Origin of the sequence: Aeromonas sp. FDAARGOS 1405 (genome assembly GCF_019048265.1) — a bacterium.
In the GTDB taxonomy this organism is placed as follows: domain Bacteria; phylum Pseudomonadota; class Gammaproteobacteria; order Enterobacterales; family Aeromonadaceae; genus Aeromonas; species Aeromonas veronii_A.
Map to the genome: position 1 here is coordinate 1772822 of NZ_CP077311.1, position 16272 is coordinate 1789093.

Annotated in this window: 15 protein-coding genes; 10 read left to right on the top strand and 5 right to left on the bottom strand. The window is 61.3% G+C overall.

Annotated elements, in window-relative coordinates:
* Positions 1-68 precede the first annotated feature (68 nt).
* The 4 genes from I6L35_RS08415 to argC form a co-directional block, all read right to left on the bottom strand.
* A complete protein-coding gene (locus tag I6L35_RS08415) occupies positions 69-1304 on the bottom strand; it encodes an argininosuccinate synthase (protein WP_033115910.1) in 1236 nt (411 codons plus the stop codon).
* Positions 1305-1372: 68 nt separating this feature from the next.
* Complete coding sequence (locus tag I6L35_RS08420) at positions 1373-2284, bottom strand: ornithine carbamoyltransferase (protein WP_033135648.1); 912 nt, start codon at positions 2282-2284, stop codon at positions 1373-1375.
* Positions 2285-2309: 25 nt separating this feature from the next.
* The gene (gene argB / locus I6L35_RS08425; protein ID WP_005336097.1) at positions 2310-3089 is read right to left on the bottom strand and encodes an acetylglutamate kinase; all 780 of its coding nucleotides are present in this window, start codon (positions 3087-3089) and stop codon (positions 2310-2312) included.
* Positions 3090-3111: 22 nt separating this feature from the next.
* Complete coding sequence (gene argC / locus I6L35_RS08430; protein WP_216980008.1) at positions 3112-4119, bottom strand: N-acetyl-gamma-glutamyl-phosphate reductase; 1008 nt, start codon at positions 4117-4119, stop codon at positions 3112-3114.
* 271 nt (positions 4120-4390) lie between these two features.
* Between argC and argE the strand changes: the two genes are divergently transcribed.
* The 6 genes from argE to I6L35_RS08460 all read left to right on the top strand — a co-directional run bounded on the left by argE (position 4391) and on the right by I6L35_RS08460 (position 12050).
* Complete coding sequence (argE, locus tag I6L35_RS08435; RefSeq protein WP_075115852.1) at positions 4391-5536, top strand: acetylornithine deacetylase; 1146 nt, start codon at positions 4391-4393, stop codon at positions 5534-5536.
* 231 nt (positions 5537-5767) lie between these two features.
* Positions 5768-8401, top strand: a complete 2634-nt coding sequence (gene ppc, locus I6L35_RS08440; RefSeq protein WP_064339285.1) for a phosphoenolpyruvate carboxylase — start codon at positions 5768-5770, stop codon at positions 8399-8401.
* Between the two features lie 294 nt (positions 8402-8695).
* A complete protein-coding gene (ybaK, locus tag I6L35_RS08445) occupies positions 8696-9160 on the top strand; it encodes a Cys-tRNA(Pro) deacylase (RefSeq protein WP_005336092.1) in 465 nt (154 codons plus the stop codon).
* Between the two features lie 148 nt (positions 9161-9308).
* Positions 9309-10211, top strand: a complete 903-nt coding sequence (locus I6L35_RS08450; protein ID WP_216980009.1) for a hypothetical protein — start codon at positions 9309-9311, stop codon at positions 10209-10211.
* A 68-nt stretch (positions 10212-10279) separates the two neighbouring features.
* On the top strand, positions 10280-11059 hold the full coding sequence (locus tag I6L35_RS08455) for an ABC transporter substrate-binding protein (protein ID WP_254204545.1): 780 nt from the start codon (positions 10280-10282) through the stop codon (positions 11057-11059).
* A gap of 106 nt (positions 11060-11165) precedes the next feature.
* Positions 11166-12050 carry a transporter substrate-binding domain-containing protein gene (locus I6L35_RS08460; protein ID WP_216980010.1) on the top strand — a complete coding sequence of 295 codons (885 nt, stop codon included), beginning with the start codon at positions 11166-11168 and terminating at the stop codon, positions 12048-12050.
* On the opposite strand, the gene I6L35_RS08465 is transcribed toward I6L35_RS08460, so the two are convergent.
* Positions 12044-12928 carry a LysR family transcriptional regulator gene (locus I6L35_RS08465; protein WP_216980011.1) on the bottom strand — a complete coding sequence of 295 codons (885 nt, stop codon included), beginning with the start codon at positions 12926-12928 and terminating at the stop codon, positions 12044-12046. The two genes, I6L35_RS08460 and I6L35_RS08465, sit on opposite strands and share 7 nt — an antisense overlap.
* Before the next feature lie 134 nt (positions 12929-13062).
* Here I6L35_RS08465 and I6L35_RS08470 point away from each other — a divergent pair, with 134 nt between their 5' ends.
* The 4 genes from I6L35_RS08470 (at position 13063) to I6L35_RS08485 (ending at position 16228) form a co-directional block, all read left to right on the top strand.
* A complete protein-coding gene (locus I6L35_RS08470) occupies positions 13063-13464 on the top strand; it encodes a CidA/LrgA family protein (protein WP_113740422.1) in 402 nt (133 codons plus the stop codon).
* The gene (locus I6L35_RS08475) at positions 13457-14146 is read left to right on the top strand and encodes an LrgB family protein (RefSeq protein ID WP_042081343.1); all 690 of its coding nucleotides are present in this window, start codon (positions 13457-13459) and stop codon (positions 14144-14146) included. The genes I6L35_RS08470 and I6L35_RS08475 overlap by 8 nt, the downstream gene beginning before the upstream one ends.
* 74 nt (positions 14147-14220) lie before the next feature.
* Positions 14221-15117, top strand: coding sequence for a hypothetical protein (locus I6L35_RS08480; protein ID WP_216980012.1), 897 nt, complete (start codon positions 14221-14223; stop codon positions 15115-15117).
* A gap of 250 nt (positions 15118-15367) precedes the next feature.
* Positions 15368-16228, top strand: coding sequence for a patatin family protein (locus tag I6L35_RS08485; protein ID WP_216980013.1), 861 nt, complete (start codon positions 15368-15370; stop codon positions 16226-16228).
* Positions 16229-16272 lie beyond the last annotated feature (44 nt).

Below are 16272 nucleotides of genomic sequence, written 5' to 3' on the forward strand. Positions count from 1 at the left end.
CCATGCCCTCGGCCTATAGAAGAGGGGGCCATGCCCCCTCAACGGAATCAACGGGTTATCTCGCTTGCTTAGCCGTGGGTGTGATCGCCACCGATGGCCTGATGCTGCTCCTTCATGGCGCGGATCCGGCTGGCCAGGGTGTAGAGACGGATAAAGCCTTCGGCATGGCTCTGGTCATACACTTCGTCGGCGCCGAAGGTGGCGAAATCTTCGGAGTAGAGGCTGTTCGGCGACTTCTTCTGCACCGCGGTGACCTGACCCTTGTACATCTTCAGCACCACTTCACCGTCGAGATCTTCGGCGATGGCGTTGGCAGAGGCGAGGATCGCCTTGCACAGCGGGGTGAACCAGCGGCCGTCATAGACCAGATGGGAGAACTCGGCACCCAGCTTTTCCCGCCAGGCGCGGGTCGGGCGATCCAGTACCAGCTCTTCCACGGCGCGCAGCGCGGCGACCATCACGGTACCGCCCGGGGTTTCGTAGCAGCCGCGGGACTTCATCCCCACCATGCGGTTTTCGGTGATGTCGATACGGCCCACGCCGTGCTTGCCGGCACGCTCGTTCAGGGTCATCAGGATCTGGTGCGGGCTGAGCGGCTGGTCGTCAACGGCCACTACTTCACCCTGCGCCACGGTCAGCTTGACGTACTCCGGCTGATCCGGTGCCTGTTCGGCCGGTACGGTCCACTGCCAGACCGCTTCGGAGGGCTCGTTCCAGGTGCTCTCCAGCTCGCCACCCTCGGTGGAGATGTGCCAGGCGTTGGCATCGCGGCTGTAGATCTTCTTCAAGGTCGCCTTGCAGGGGATGTTGCGGGTCTCCAGATAGGAGAGCAGATCTTCCCGGGAGCGCATGTCCCAGATCCGCCACGGGGCGATCACTTTCAGCTGGGGCGCCAGCGCGGCAACCGCACCTTCGAAACGCACCTGATCGTTACCCTTGCCGGTGCAACCGTGGGAGATGGCATCGGCCCCTTCCGCCAGTGCGGCCTCGACCATCGCCTTGGCGATCACCGGACGGGCCATGGAGGTGCCCAGCAGATAGGTGCCCTCATAAACGGCGCCGGTCTTCAGGGTCGGGTAGACGTACTCTTTGACGAACTCTTCCCGCAGATCCTTGATGATGCACTTGGTGGCGCCGGAGGCGATGGCTTTTTGCTCGATCCCTTCCAGATCGTCGCGCTCCTGACCGACATCGGCCACGAAGGCGATGATTTCGGCGTCATAGTGCTCTTTCAGCCAGGGGATGATGGCCGAGGTATCCAGTCCACCCGAGTAAGCCAGTACGATCTTGTTGATTCCGCTCATGTTACTTCTCTCCGTGATGATTCGATGATGATTCAATAAAAGGGTCGTGATTCAGGTTGAGTGCCGTGTTACTTGCCACCCAGAAGGGTCAGCAACACGGCGTTCTGGATATGCATCCGGTTTTCGGCCTCGTCCATGATGAGTGAGGCGGGGCCATCCATCACCTGCGAGGTGATCTCCAGCTCCCGGTGCGCCGGCTGGCAATGCAGCACGTGCTGGATGCCGGTGCGGTCGAGCAGGGCCTGATTGATCTGGTAAGGCATAAAGAGGTCTTTGACCTGCTCCATCGGGGTGTTGTCGCCCATGGAGACCCAGGTATCGGTGTAGGCCACGTCGAACCCTTCAATATCTGCCACGTCATCGCTAATGTGGATAGTCGCCCCCGACTTGGCCGCCAGTGCCTGCGCCTGCAGGAAGATCTGGGTATCCGGGCCGTGGCCTTTCGGGCAGATGAGGGTCACGTCGGTGCCGAGGGTCGCCCCCAGCAGCAGCAGAGAGTGGCTGACGTTGTTGCCATCGCCGAGGTAGGCAAGCTTCACCTTCGACAGGTCGTCGTAGTGCTCGGCAATGGTCATAAAGTCGGCCAGCCCCTGACAGGGGTGGTAGAGGTTGCACAGGCTGTTCACCACCGGCACTGTGCCGTGCTCTGCCAGCTCGACCAGGGTCTGGTGATCGAACACCCGGGCGACGATGGCATCACACCAGCGCGACAGGTTGGCGGCGAAATCCTTCACCGACTCCCGCTTGCCCAGCGCGCCGTTCTGCTGATCCAGATAGACGCTGTGGCCGCCCAGCTTGGCGATGCCGATGTCGAAGGTGACCCGGGTGCGCAGGGAGGGTTTCTCGAACAGGGTGACCACGCTCTTGCCGGCCAGCGCCTGGCTGTACTTCTTCGGGTCGGCCTTCACTGCTTTGCCCAGCGCAATCAGCGCTTCGATCTGGGCTTTGTTCAGATCACTGTCTTTCAGAAGATGTTGCATCGGATGTTCCTTGTTCCGGTGGAGATCAAATGGCCACTTGAGTGCCGACGGCGCCGCCAGCCAGCAGCTTGAGCAGCTGGTCCGGGTAACGCCAGCTGGCGACACAGACCGGCTTGCCGAGGGTCTCGGCGGCGTGCAGGGCCGCTTCAACCTTGACCGCCATGCCGTCGCGGATCACCCCTTTCTCCATCAGATCCAGCGCGGTCAGCTTGTCGAGCTGGGGCACCAGCTTGCCCTTGCCATCGAGGATGCCGCTCACGTCGGAGAGCATCACCAGATCGGCACCGAGCGCCTCGGCAATGGCGGTGGCCGCCTGATCTGCGTTGACGTTCATCAGCTGCCCCTCGGCGGTGATGCCGATGGAGCTCACTACCGGCAGGAAGCCCTGACCTAGGATCCCCGCCACCAGCGCCGGGTTGCCCGGCTTGCACTCGCCGACCGCGCCGAGATCCGGGTCGAGCTGGGTCACCTGACAGAGGCCGCCATCCGCCAGGCAGAGCCCCACAGCCGGAATGCCGGTGGCGATCGCCTTGGCCATCATCTGCTTGTTGGCGGTCCCGGCCAGCGCCCCGGCAATGAAGGGGATCTGCTCGAACGGGGTTACCCGCAAGCCGTTCTTCTTGGTGGAGGTAAGACCCAGCCCCTTGAGCAGATCATCCACCAGACAGCCACCGCCGTGTACCAGCACCAGCGGACGGTGCTGATCGTCGAGAAAGGTTTTGAGGGTGGCGAACAGGGCGGTCAGCGCCTCGTCGTTCTCGATAAGGGCGCCGCCCAGCTTGATTACCAACGTCTGTTTGTCCATGTTCGAGATCCTTCCTAAGTCCTTAAATCAGGCCGGTGGCCGGTTCAAATCCAAATTTGATATTTATGCACTGTATGGCTTGCGAGGCGGCGCCCTTGAGCAGGTTGTCGATGGCACAGACCACCACCAGCATGTTGCCCTGCTGTTGCCAGGCGATATCACAGTAAGGGGTGCCCGCTACGCCACGGATGGAGGGCATCTGGCCGGTGAGGCGCACCAGCGGCTTGCCTTCGTAAGCCTTGAGGAAGGCCTGATCCACCTGAGTGGGGGGGACGCCGTCCGCCAACTGCACATAGATGGTGGCCAGGATGCCGCGCACATAGTTGCCAAGGTGGGGCTGGAACAGCACCTCCTTGCCGAGGTGGTGGCTGATCTCCGGCTGGTGTCTGTGATTGAAGGTGCCGTAGGGATTGAGGCTCACTTCGCAGAAGCTGGTGTTGATGGCCGCCTTGCGCCCGGCGCCGGAAACCCCGGAGACGGCGTTGATGATGGGCTGCCACCCCTTGGCAATCAGGCCATCCTGCTGCAGCGGCTTGAGGGCGCACAGCGATGCTGTCGGGTAGCAACCGGGTACGGCTACCAGCTGGGCGCTGGCGATGGCATCGGCATTCCACTCGGCCAGACCGTAGGCGGCCTGATCCAGCCACTGTTCGCTGTCGTGGGTGAATCCGTAGAAGCTGTCGTAAAAGCCCTGATCCTTGACCCGGAAGGCGCCGGAGAGATCGAACACCGGCAGCCCCTTGGCGAGAAACTTGGGGGCAAGCGTGGCGCTCACCTCGTGGGCGGTGGCCAGCAGCACCAGATCGGCCTGGGTCAGGATCCGGGTCATGCCGTCGTCGTCCAGCGGCAGCAGCGGCTGATCGAGGGCGCCGACCCACTGGGGATGCAGGGAAGAGAAGCGCTTGTGGGCATCCTGACTGCCGGCGGAGACATAGAGGCCGAACAGTTTGAGTTGTGGGTGGTTCTGTACCAGTGCGGCCAGTTCGGCTCCCGCGTAGCCACTGGCACCGACGATAACGGTGTTAAGCATGTTGAATATTCCAAGTCAGAGTTCGAGATTCACAGCATGGTGCTGCAGTGCACAAGGGTGTTCGATCGCCCCTTTGCACAAGTGCGGAGGGGCAATTCAGGCGGGTGTGTGTCGTCGGTTATAGATCAGGTGACAGAACATTAACTTTCCCTTACAACTAGAAGCCTTTGTTGATGAGCCAGATATTCAGGTAAAACTACAGAATATTCATGCACTCACTTTGCATTTGTATTTTCTAACAGAAACATTCCGGGGACGCAAGGAGGAGCTGATGGCCAATCTGGATTTTTTTTCACTTTATAAGAATATTATTGCGATTCCCTCTATCAGCAGCACGGATCCCAAGTGGGATCAGAGCAACGAGGCGGTGATCCGGTTGCTGGCCGACTGGTTCGGTCAGCTCGGTTTTCAGTGCGAGGTAACGGCGCTCCCCGACCTGCCGGGCAAGTTCAATCTGGTGGCGACGATCGGTCAGGGGGAAGGCGGTCTGCTGCTGGCGGGTCACACCGATACGGTGCCGTTCGATGAGGGGGGGTGGAGCAAGGATCCCTTCAAGGTGACCGAAGAGGGCAACCGTCTCTATGGTCTCGGTACCATCGATATGAAGGGCTTCTTCGCCTTTATCGTCGAGGCGCTGAAAGATATTGACCTCACCAAGCTGACCAAGCCGCTGCGTATCCTCGCTACCGCCGACGAAGAGACCACCATGGCGGGGGCTCGCGCCATCGCCGCGGCGGCGGAGCTCAAACCCGACTACGCCGTGATTGGCGAACCGACCGGACTGGTGCCGGTGGTTGCCCATAAGGGGCATATGTCGGAGGCGATCCGCATTACCGGCAAGAGCGGTCACAGCTCGGATCCCGCCAACGGCGTCAACGCCATGGAGATCATGCACAAGGCGATGGGGCAGGTGCTGCGCTTGCAGCAGGATCTGAAAGATCGCTACGCCGACCACCGCTTTGCCGTGCCGCAGCCGACCCTGAACCTGGGTTACATTCAGGGGGGCGACAGCCCGAACCGCATCTGCGGCTGTTGCGAGCTGCATATCGACCTGCGACCCACCCCGCAGGTGGGGCCGGATGAGCTGATGGGGATGCTCAAAGAGGCACTGTCGCCCATCGAGATCCACCAGCCGGGCTGTCTGCATCTGCAACATCTGCATGAACCCATTCCCGCCTACGCCTGCGCCGACGACTCTGTGCTGGTGCGCGAAGCTGAGAAGGCGAGCGGTCGCGCCGCCGAGTCGGTCAACTACTGCACCGAGGCGCCGTTTATCCAGCAGCTTGGCTGCGAGACCATCGTCATGGGCCCCGGCCATATCACCCAGGCGCACCAGCCGGATGAGTATCTTGACCTCTCCTTCGTCAAGCCGACCACCTCGGTGTTGCAACACCTGATCAGACGTTTTTGCCTGTAGCGGCGGCGGTGAAAGGGGCGTAAGAACTGTAAGTAAGTTACATAACAAGCCGGTTGTGGAGTGGTGATGGAAATACATGTTCTGAATCGGCCTGTTATTTGACCTTGCGCAGACAATCTGGGTAGATTGTCACCCTAAGATGACGGAGCATATGTTGTAATCGCACAACAATAAGTGAGGTCGTCTAGCACCCCGGATGGGTGTCAGGCACCAACAAGATAAGGATGTGGAATGAACGAAAAGTACGCCGCACTACGCGCCAACGTAGGTATGCTGGGTCAGCTGCTGGGTAAATCCATCAAGGATCATCAGGGTCAGGCCTTTCTCGACAAGATCGAAACCATTCGCCAATTGGCCAAGTCCTCCCGCAAGGGCAATGAATCAGACCGGGAACGTCTGCTCGATACCCTGCGCACCCTGAGCGATGATGAACTGCTGCCGGTGGCCCGCGCCTTCAGCCAGTTCCTCAATCTGGCCAACGTGGCGGAACAGTTCCACACCATCTCCCGTCGCTGCGAAGAGCAGGTCTGCACCCCAGACCCGCTGGAGCAGATGTTCGACAAACTGAAAGCGTCCAACCTGTCGCAAGAGGCCATCATTCAGGCCGTGCGCGAGCTGGATATCGATCTGGTGCTGACCGCTCACCCCACCGAGGTGACCCGCCGCACCCTGATCCACAAGCACGTGCAGCTCAACGACTGCCTTGAGGCGCTGGAGCTCTCCGACCTGCTGCCCCGCGAGCGGGACAAGATCCTCAATCGCATCGAGCAGCTGATCAATCAGGCGTGGCACACCAACGAGATCCGCGAACAGCGCCCGACTCCGGTCGACGAGGCCAAGTGGGGCTTCGCCGTGGTGGAGAACAGCCTGTGGCCTGCCATCCCAGAATTCATGCGCAATCTGGACGAGCGTCTGCAACACCATCTGGGTGTGCGGCTGCCGCTGGATGCCGCGCCGGTCAAGTTCACCTCCTGGATGGGCGGTGACCGTGACGGCAACCCCTTCGTCACCGCCAAGGTGACTGCCGAAGTGCTGGAGCTGGGCCGCTGGATGGCGGTGAGCCTGTTCTACAAAGACATCAAGGAGCTCACCTCCGAGCTCTCCATGTCCGACTGTACCGACGCCGTGCGCGCTCGCGTTGGCGATCACCCCGAGCCCTACCGTGCGCTGGTGCGCGAGCTGCGTGAAGCGCTGCGCGAGACCAAGGAGTACCTCACTGCCAAGGTGCAGGGTCAGGCGAGCGAGAGCCAGGATCTGGTCAAGACCACCGCCCAGCTGCGCGAGCCGCTGGAGCTCTGCTACCACTCACTGCACGCCTGCGGCATGGGCAACATCGCCGATGGCATGCTGCTGGATGTGCTGCGCAAGGTCGCCTGTTTCGGCATTCATCTGGTCAAGCTCGATATCCGTCAGGATGGCGAGCGTCACGGGCTGGTCTTCTCCGAGCTGACCCGCTATCTGGGTCTGGGTGACTACGCCGAGTGGAGCGAAGATGACAAGCAGGCCTTCCTGCTCAACGAACTGAACTCTCGTCGCCCGCTCATTCCCCACGACTGGGAGCCGAGCGCTGAGGTGCGCGAGACGCTGGATACCTGTCAGGTCATCGCCCAGCACGACCCCGATGCGTTCGGTATCTACATCATCTCCATGGCCGGAGCGCCGTCCGATGTGCTGTCGGTGCAACTGCTGCTCAAAGAGGCAGGCTGCAAGTTCCGCATGCCGGTCGCCCCGCTGTTTGAAACCCAGGATGACCTGATGGCAGGCACCGCCGTGATGGAGCGTCTGCTCTCGGTGGACTGGTATCGCGGCTACATTCAGGGCCGTCAGTACGTGATGATCGGTTACTCCGACTCTGCCAAGGATGCGGGCATGATGGCCGCTGGCTGGGCCCAGTACGCCGCCATGGAATCCCTGGTGGGGCTGGCCGAAGCCAACAACATCCGCCTCACCCTGTTCCATGGCCGTGGCGGTACCGTCGGTCGTGGTGGTGCGCCTGCCCATCAAGCCATCCTCTCCCAGCCGCCGGGATCCCTGCGCGGCGGTCTGCGTACCACCGAACAGGGGGAGATGATCCGCTTCAAGTTCGGTCTGCCGAAAGTGGCGATCAAGAGTCTGGAGCTCTACACCAGCGCCGTGCTGGAAGGGAACCTGCTGCCACCGCCCAAGCCGAAAGAGTGCTGGCGCGAGGTGATGGAACAGCTGGCCGCCGACTCCTGCGATCACTACCGCAGTATCGTGCGCGGTCATCCAGACTTCGTCCCTTACTTCCGTGCCGCCACCCCGGAGATGGAGCTCGGCAAGCTGCCGCTCGGCTCCCGTCCCTCCAAGCGCAAGCCCAACGGCGGCGTCGAGAGCCTGCGCGCCATTCCGTGGATCTTCGCCTGGACCCAGAACCGGCTGATGCTGCCGGCCTGGCTCGGTGCCCACAAGGCGCTGCAACAGGCCATCGACGGCGGCAAGCTGGCCGTGCTGGAAGAGATGAGCGCCCAGTGGCCCTTCTTCCGCACTCGTCTTGAGATGCTGGAGATGGTGTTCCTCAAAGCGGACGTCTGGCTCGCCGAGTACTACGACACCCGTCTGGTGCCGCAGGAGCTGTGGGGCCTTGGCAAACAGTTGCGTCAGGAGCTCGCCGAATCCATCGAGGTGGTGCTGAAACTGAGCCCGCGCGGGGATCTGCTGGAGGATCAGCCCTGGATCAAGGAGTCCATCAAGCTGCGCAACCCCTACACAGACCCGCTCAACGTGCTGCAGGCCGAGCTGCTCAACCGCTCCCGCAACCACCCGGAGACCCTGCACCCCGAGCTGGACAAGGCGCTGATGGTCACCATCGCCGGTATTGCAGCAGGTATGCGCAACACCGGTTGATAGCCAGCTCAAGCCAGCAGGCTTCAGCAATATCCATCAAGCCAAAGGGCGCCGATAAGGCGCCCTTTGTTTTTGGCTGTATTTCGTTGGGGGCACGCCTTGCACCGCTCGAAAATGCTCTTTGCCTAGTCTCGTTCTGTGTTTAATTCGGCAAGCGGCACAATTCACCTTGTTCATTGCTCTCTACGCATTACCGGTGATGGGTACAGATTTCCCCTCCGGCTTGCATCCCTCGCCACGCAGGCGCAGACTGTTTGGCCTTGTTTTTATGCGATTCGATTCAAGGCACCCATCATGACTCCTGCCATCAACTTGCTGAAGAAGCTCAAGATCCCCCACAAGCTCTACCCCTACGAGTGCGAAGCCCACGACGATTTTGGCAAGCATGCCGCGACCCAGCTCGGGCTGCCGGAGGCGCAGGTGTTCAAGACCCTGGTTGCTCATCACGACAAGCAGGCGGTGGTGGCCATCGTTCCCTCATCCGGCATGTGCAGCCTGAAGCAGCTGGCCAAGGCGACCGGTCTCAAGAAGGTGGAGATGATGAAACCGGCGGAAGCGGAGAAGCTGACCGGTTACAAGGTGGGTGGCATCAGCCCGCTGGCCCAGAAGAAATTGTTGCCCACTGTGCTCGACGAGTCGGCGCTGCAGTTTGACGAGATCCTGGTGAGCGGTGGCAAGCGCGGCCTCTCGGTGGGGGTAGCACCGCAGGATATGCTGACGCTGATGAAGTGGATCGCCGCGCCCATTGGCGAAGAGTAGTGCCGGGCACGGTATTAACCTGCTCTCCGGGCCTGTAGCGGCCCGGATTTCCTCCGCTTGTGATCGGGCGCGCAAGCCGGTACTGCCCAGTGCTCAAGGGGGAGTATGCCAGTCTATACTGGGTGAACCCCGTTGTATGAGTTCAGCCATGATGTACCGACTTCTGTTGCTTTACCTCGTTTACCTCTGTTTATTCTTCCCCTCTGCCTTGCTGGCTGCCACCCGTTTTACCCTGCTCAGTCCTGAAAACAGTCAGGATATGCGGATGCGTTATTACCGTGAGGTGATGCAGCTGGCGCTGGAGAAAACTCGCCCCGAATATGGCGACTATGAGTTGCTGGACTCCCTGCCGATGAACAAGGCACGGATGCGGATCGAGGTACAGGAGCAGGGCAAAAACGCCCTGTTTATTGTCGACAGCTGGCCTTATCAGGGGGAGGGGGGCGCGGATCAGGTGATATCGATCCCGTTCCCGATCGATTTGGGGATCCTCGGCTATCGGGTCTGTTTCGTCGGCTCGGATCGTGCTGCCGAGCTGGCGCGGGTGAACACCCTGGATCAGTTGCGCCACTTCACTCAAGGGGTGGGCACCGGCTGGCAGGATGCGGTGATCCTGCGCCATGGAGGGCTGACTGTGCATGAGGTGGATAACTACGAGTCGCTCTTTCGTATGGTGGCGCGGGGGCGCATCGACCTCTTCTGCCGTGGGGCCAACGAGATCCTGCCGGAGTTGCAATCTCATCAGGGCAAGGTGGCCGGTTTGACGGTCGATCGCCATCTGGCCATTTTCTATCCGCTGATCCACGTGTTCTACAGCAATGCCCGCTACGTTCAGGAGCGCGAGCGCCTTGCGCGCGGTCTGCAACTGGCCTGGCAGGATGGTTCGCTCAAGCGGCTCTGGCGCCATCACTTCCAACCCTCGCTGGTGTTTGCCAATCTGGGTGCTCGCCAGATTTTCCGGCTCGGCAATCCGCAGTTACCCAAGGGCGGTTTTGACTATCGTCCCTATCTTTACAACCCGCTGGCGGATGATTTCGGTTCACTGCCCTGAGCCGAGTTATCAGGTGCGCAGGCTCTGATAGAGTAAGGGAGAGATCAATGCCGCCAAGGATATGGCCCATGCGCGTATCTGCCCGCTATCTGCTCTTTATTGCGTTGCTGCTGCCCGCCACCGGCAGTGCGACCCCAGCCTTTACGCTGCGTACCTGCTTTGAAAACAGTGATTCCTACCCCTGGCTGCTGCAATCGGGGGAGGGGGTTGTGCAATATCACCTCAAGGCGGTTGCTACCGCTCTTGATGCCGAGATCGTGCTGACGCCGCTACCGTGGAAACGCTGCCTCTCTCAGGTGAGCAGTGGCCAGATGGATGCGGCCATCAAGATGAGCTATAGCGTCGAGCGGGCGACCACAGTGGGGGTCTATCCCATGCGTGAGGGCAAACCCGACCCTGCCAAGCGGCTGCTGACCGAGAGCTACAGCCTCTACCAGCTCAAGGGGGGCAAGAGCCAGTGGGATGGCACCACCCTCTGGGTCAATGGCGTGGTTGCGGCCCAGTCCGGATTTTCCATCGTCGACTTGTTGCAGGCTGCGGGAGCCGAGGTGGATGACTCCAGCCGTGACCCGCTGATCATGTTGAAAAAGCTGGTGATGGATCGGGCGCAGGCGACCGCCATCCAGACCGAGGTGGCCGACAGCATTCTGGCGGCCCATCCCGCGTTGCAGGCTCGCATCGAGCGGCTGTCGCCGGTGCTGGTGGAGAAGCCCTACTATCTGGTCTTCTCTCACCGCTTCTATCAGGCGGCAGGTATGGGATGCCATCGAGCAGGTGCGCGACTCTGCTGCCTATCAGCGTTATGCCACCTCGCTCAGAAGCACGCCTCCGGTGGGGGAGTAGGCTGATGGATGCAACTGGCCGAAAAGGGGAGGAGAGCGCGGGTGGTGGCAGGGCCGAGCAGCCACGCTCAGGGGCTACACTGAAAGTACCCCTTCAGCCAAGGCGCGGTTTATGTCACCCCTGCATCTGCTGGCTGCCGCTCTGTTCTGCATGTTGTCGCTGACCGGGCAGGCGGCCACCCGGTTTACCTATATCAGCCCGGAGAGCGAGCGGGATCCGCGCACCACTTATGATCGGGAGCTGCTGCGGCTCGCCCTCGACAAGACCCGCGACCAGTTTGGCGACTATCTGCTGGAGCCTGCACCGCCCATGACCAAGGCGCGTGAGCGGCTCAGCATGCAGCTCGACAGCTACCCCAACCTCTTTGTGATGGACAGCTACAGCAGCACCCGCGAGGATCTGGGGCTCGCCTATGTCCGTTTTCCCATCCATCTGGGGATCGTCAGCTACCGCATCTGTTTTGTGAGCCCGCAGCAAAAGGCGGCGGTGAGCAAAGTGACCGACCTCAAGGGGCTGCGCCAGTTCACCTTCGGTCAGGGCAAGGGGTGGCTGGATGTGGATATCCTGCGTTACGCCGGGATGGAGGTGGTGGAAGTGGAGGGGTACGAGAAGCTGTTCAAAATGGTGGCGCGGGGCCGCTTCGATCTCTTCTGCCGCGGGGTGAGCGAGCTGCGCAGCGAGCAGCTGACCCACAAGGAGATGACGGATCTGTTGGTGGACGATGCGCTGTTGATCTACTACCCGCTGCCTCGGGTCTTCTACACCAATCCCAACAATCGCGAGGCGCTGCAGCGGGTCGAACGGGGGTTGCAGCTGGCGTGGCAGGATGGCTCGCTACAGGCGCTGTGGCGCAAGAGCTTTGGCCCGGCCATCGCCTTTGCCAAGTTCTCCCAGCGCCGAATGTTGCGACTGGATAATCCCTTCCTCGACGGGATCAGCTTCGATTACCGCCCCTACTTCTACAATCCGCAGACCGATCGCTTCGGCGATTACTGAGGTGCCTGCCGCTGGCGGCAGAGGGCCAACCAAGCCTCGGCGGTGCGCGACAGATAGCGCTCGCTCGGCCAGATCACCCCGAGTCGCCAGCTCAATTCGGGCTCCAGCGGCCGCAGCACCAGACCATCCGGGGTCAGCCGGTGGCAGACCGGCTCCGGCAAGAAGGCGACCCCCATGCCGCTGCGTACCATGGCGGTGAGAAAATCCCACTGGCTGCTGCGCGCCGCCACCTGCGGCACAAAGCCCGCCTCCTGACATGCCTGCTCCAACCGCTCGCTCAGGGTAAACGCCTGGGTATAGAGCAGGAAGGGCTCCTCCTGCAGGGACTCCAGCCGCAGCGGCGTCTCGCCATGCCAGCGGGGTTGATCAGGCAGCACTACCCGGATCGGGTATTGATCCAGCTCCAGCGCGCTGAGGGCGCCCCCCTCTTTGGTCGGCAGCATGGTGATGGCGAGATCCAGCTCCCCCTCCAGCACCGCCTGTTCGATGCGACGGCCGCCGTACTCCACCAGGGTCAGCTCCACCTTGGGATAGCGGGTGCGGTAGGCGCGGATCAGAGCCGCATAGACGTGACCCACCATGGGGGGAATGCCGAGGGTGAGGCGACCATGTTGCAGGCTCTGCAGATCCGCCAGTTCGGCCTCCAGCTGTTGCATCTCAGCCAAGATGGTCTGGGCACGGTTGAACAGCACCTGGCCGCTGTCGGTCAGGGTGAAGCGGCGCCCTTCCCGGTTGAGCAGGGGTTGGCCCAGCTCCTCCTCGATATTGCGGATCATCTTGCTGATGGTGGGCTGGGTGACGAACAGCTTTTCAGAGGCGCGGGTGAAGCTTTTTTCCCGTACCAGTTCGACAAAATAGCGCAGGGCGCGAATATCCATGGACTCTCTCGACTCGTGTTGGCGGTTACGGGATTAAGTATGCCTATGTGGCATGAATTCGATAATTTTAATTCATTTCTGGCAGGTTTTGCTCAACTCTATACTGTGAGCCGGTTCACAGAAAGACGATGATCATGAAAGCCCTCTGCTTGCGCTGGTTACAGACTCCCTTCCAGATTGTGTTGCTGGCAGCCATCTGGCTGCTGGCCGATACCGCGGTGCGTACCCTCCATCTGCCGCTGCCTGCCAACCTCACCGGCATGCTGTTGCTGCTGGTCTGCATCCTGCTCGGGGTGGTCAAGGCCGAGTGGTTCAGCGCGGGGGCTCGCTGGCTGCTGGCCGAGATGCTGCTCTTCTTCGTGCCCGCCGTGGTGGCGGTGGTCAACTATCAGGATCTGCTGCTGCAAGAGGGGTGGCGCATCATGGTGGTGCTGCTGGTGAGCACCACGCTAGTGCTCGGCACCACGGCGCTGGTGGTGGACCGGGTCTACCGCCTCGAACTGAAACTGGCCCGCCGGAGTCGCCGTCATGTCTGATACCCTGCTCGGGCTGATCTGCTTCGCTCTTACCCTGCTCTTCTACTACGCCAGCAAATGGCTCTACGGCAAAAAGCGCATCCTGCCGCTGATGCCGCTGCTGCTGGCGCCGACCCTGCTGGTGGCCGTGGTGCTGCTGTTCCACATCCCCTATCAGGATTACATGGCGGAATCCCACTGGCTGCTCTGGCTGCTGGGCCCAGCCACCGTTGCCTTCGCCGTGCCGGTCTACGAGAACCGCCAGCTCATTCGCCGCCACTGGCTATCGCTGTCGGTGGGGGTGGTCGCCTCGGTCATCATGGCGGTGGGGAGTACCGTGCTGCTGGCCCGCTGGCTGGATCTCTCTGACATGTTGCAACGCAGTCTGGCGATGCGTTCCATCACCACGCCATTTGCGGTGGAGGCGACCCGCGCCATCGGCGGTCAGAGCGATCTCACCGCGCTGTTTGTGGTGCTGACCGGGGTGATTGGTATGGCGGTGGGGGAGAGCGTGCTGACCGTGCTGGCCATTCGCAGTCGCCTCGGCAAGGGGGCGGGTTTTGGCGCCTCGGCCCACGGTGCCGGTACTGCCAGGGCTTATCAGATGGGTAATGAGGAGGGAGTGGTCTCCAGTATGGTGATGATGATCGCCGGCATGGTGACCGTGCTGCTGGCGCCCCTGCTGGGCCAGCTGTTCTGGTAGGCCGGACTTCCCTTTAGAAGGCGGCTCGTCCCGGCGCTACACTCTAGTGAGCCTGTATTTCCGGGATGAGCAGTATGACCTTTCATCGCCTCGCTTCCTGCTTGCTGCTGTGCAGTCTTTCCCTCCTTGCCAGTCCCCTACGGGCGAGCAACGTTTTTACCCACATCAGCCCGGAGAGCGACCGGGACTTGCGTACCCTCTATTTTCGCGACCTGTTGCAACTCGCGCTGGAGAAGACCCGCGACAGCTTCGGTGACTACGAGCTGCGGGTGGCGCCGCCGATGAACCGGATCCAGCTGCGACAGGTGCTGCAAACCAATCTCTATCCCAATCTGTTTGCCGTCGATACACCACAGCCCGCTAGCGGCGAGGCCCTCGACTATGTCCGCTTCCCGGTGGAGCTCGGCATCCTCGGCTATCGCATCTGCTTTGTCAGTCCGCAGCAAGCGAAGACGATTGCCAGCGTGACCCGCTTCGATCAGCTCAAGCAGTACCAGAACGTGCAGGGGCGTGGTTGGCAGGATGTTGCCATTCTGCGGGCGGCCGGTTTGCAAGTGCAGGAGGTGGACGGCTACGAGCGGCTGTTCAAGCTGGTGGCACGTGGGCGGGCCGACCTCTTTTGCCGCGGCGCCAACGAGCTCTTCGCCGAGCTGGAGCAGCACCGTGATGTGGCCGGCCTCATCGTGGAGCAGCGTATCGCCTTGCACTACCCCTTCCTCCATCTCTTCTACACCTTCAAGGGGAATCAGGCGGGGATCCGGCGCATTCAGACCGGGCTCAAACTGGCGTGGCAGGATGGTTCGCTGCAGCGGCTCTGGCTGCACCACTTCAAACCCTCCCTTGAGCGGGCCAGGCTCCACGAGCGCAAGCTGTTCGAGCTGCCCAACCCCCTGCTCAAGGGGATCGACTTTGATTACGACGCCTATCACTACGATCCGGTGATGGGGCGTTTCGGCCCCGGTTTGCCCTGAGTGAGTTGAGCGCACGGCCAGCCCTGCGGCTGGCCTTTTTACAGTAAAAATCATGCCTAAATGGAATGTTTTTTATTATTTTAATTCATTTTTTGCAGGTTTGTTCGCTGCATATACTGGTAGTCGCTTGACGGTATCGGCGCACTCCAGTTGTCCTATCCGTCCAGCAGGCGTCTTGGTGCCCAGCATGAAGGCGTCCATCACCGATCGGGGTATGCCCCGAATTTTTTACCGCTGACGGAGCCTTCACATGTTCTCTTCTGCTACCAGCGCACTCATTGTCGAAGGGGGCGCCATGCGCGGCATCTTCGCCAGCGGCGTGCTAGATGCCTTCGTGGAAAGTCACCACTACCCGTTCGATTTCGTCATGGGGGTCTCGGCCGGCGCGACCAATCTGGTCTCTTACCTGAGCGAGCAGCCGCGCCGCAGCCATCACATCATCACCGAACTGGCTTGCAGCAGCGACTTTCTCGACCCGCTGCGCTTCGTCAAGGGGGGGGATTTGGTGGATGTCAGCTGGCTCTGGCGTACTAGCCGCTACCGCTTTCCCCTCGACCTGGACACTTTCTCCGCCTGTCGTATTCCCTTCTATGCGGTGACCACCGAGGTGGCGACTGGCGCGGCTGTCTACCTGCCTGTGCACCCCGACAATATGGATGAAGTGCTGACAGCTACCTGCGCCCTGCCGGTGGTGCAGCACGAGACCCCCTGTGTCGATGGCCGTCTCATGGCGGATGGCGGTATCAGTGACTCAATCCCGGTGATCGAGGCTTATCGGCGCGGGGCGCGGCGGATGACGGTGGTGCTCTCTGAACCCCGCGGCTATCGCAAGAAGCCGGCCCGTTTCTGCTGGATGGTCAAAGCCTTGCTGAAAACTCAACCAGCGCTGGCGCAGGCGATGCTGGTACGGGATGTGGCCTATAACCGGGCTCTCGATTTTATTGAGACGCCACCCGCCGATTGCGAGATCGAGGTGATCGCACCACCGGCCGGTTTTCCGGTCTCCCGTTTTACCCGAGATCCATCCAAGCTGGAGTCCGGTTATCTGCAGGGCTACTGGCAGGGGCGCCAGAGCGTGCTGCGGGCAGTCAGGAGTGTACGTGCCGCTTAGCGGCAACCTGGTGTCTTTAAACGTTGCTACCGTCTGAGGCAGGT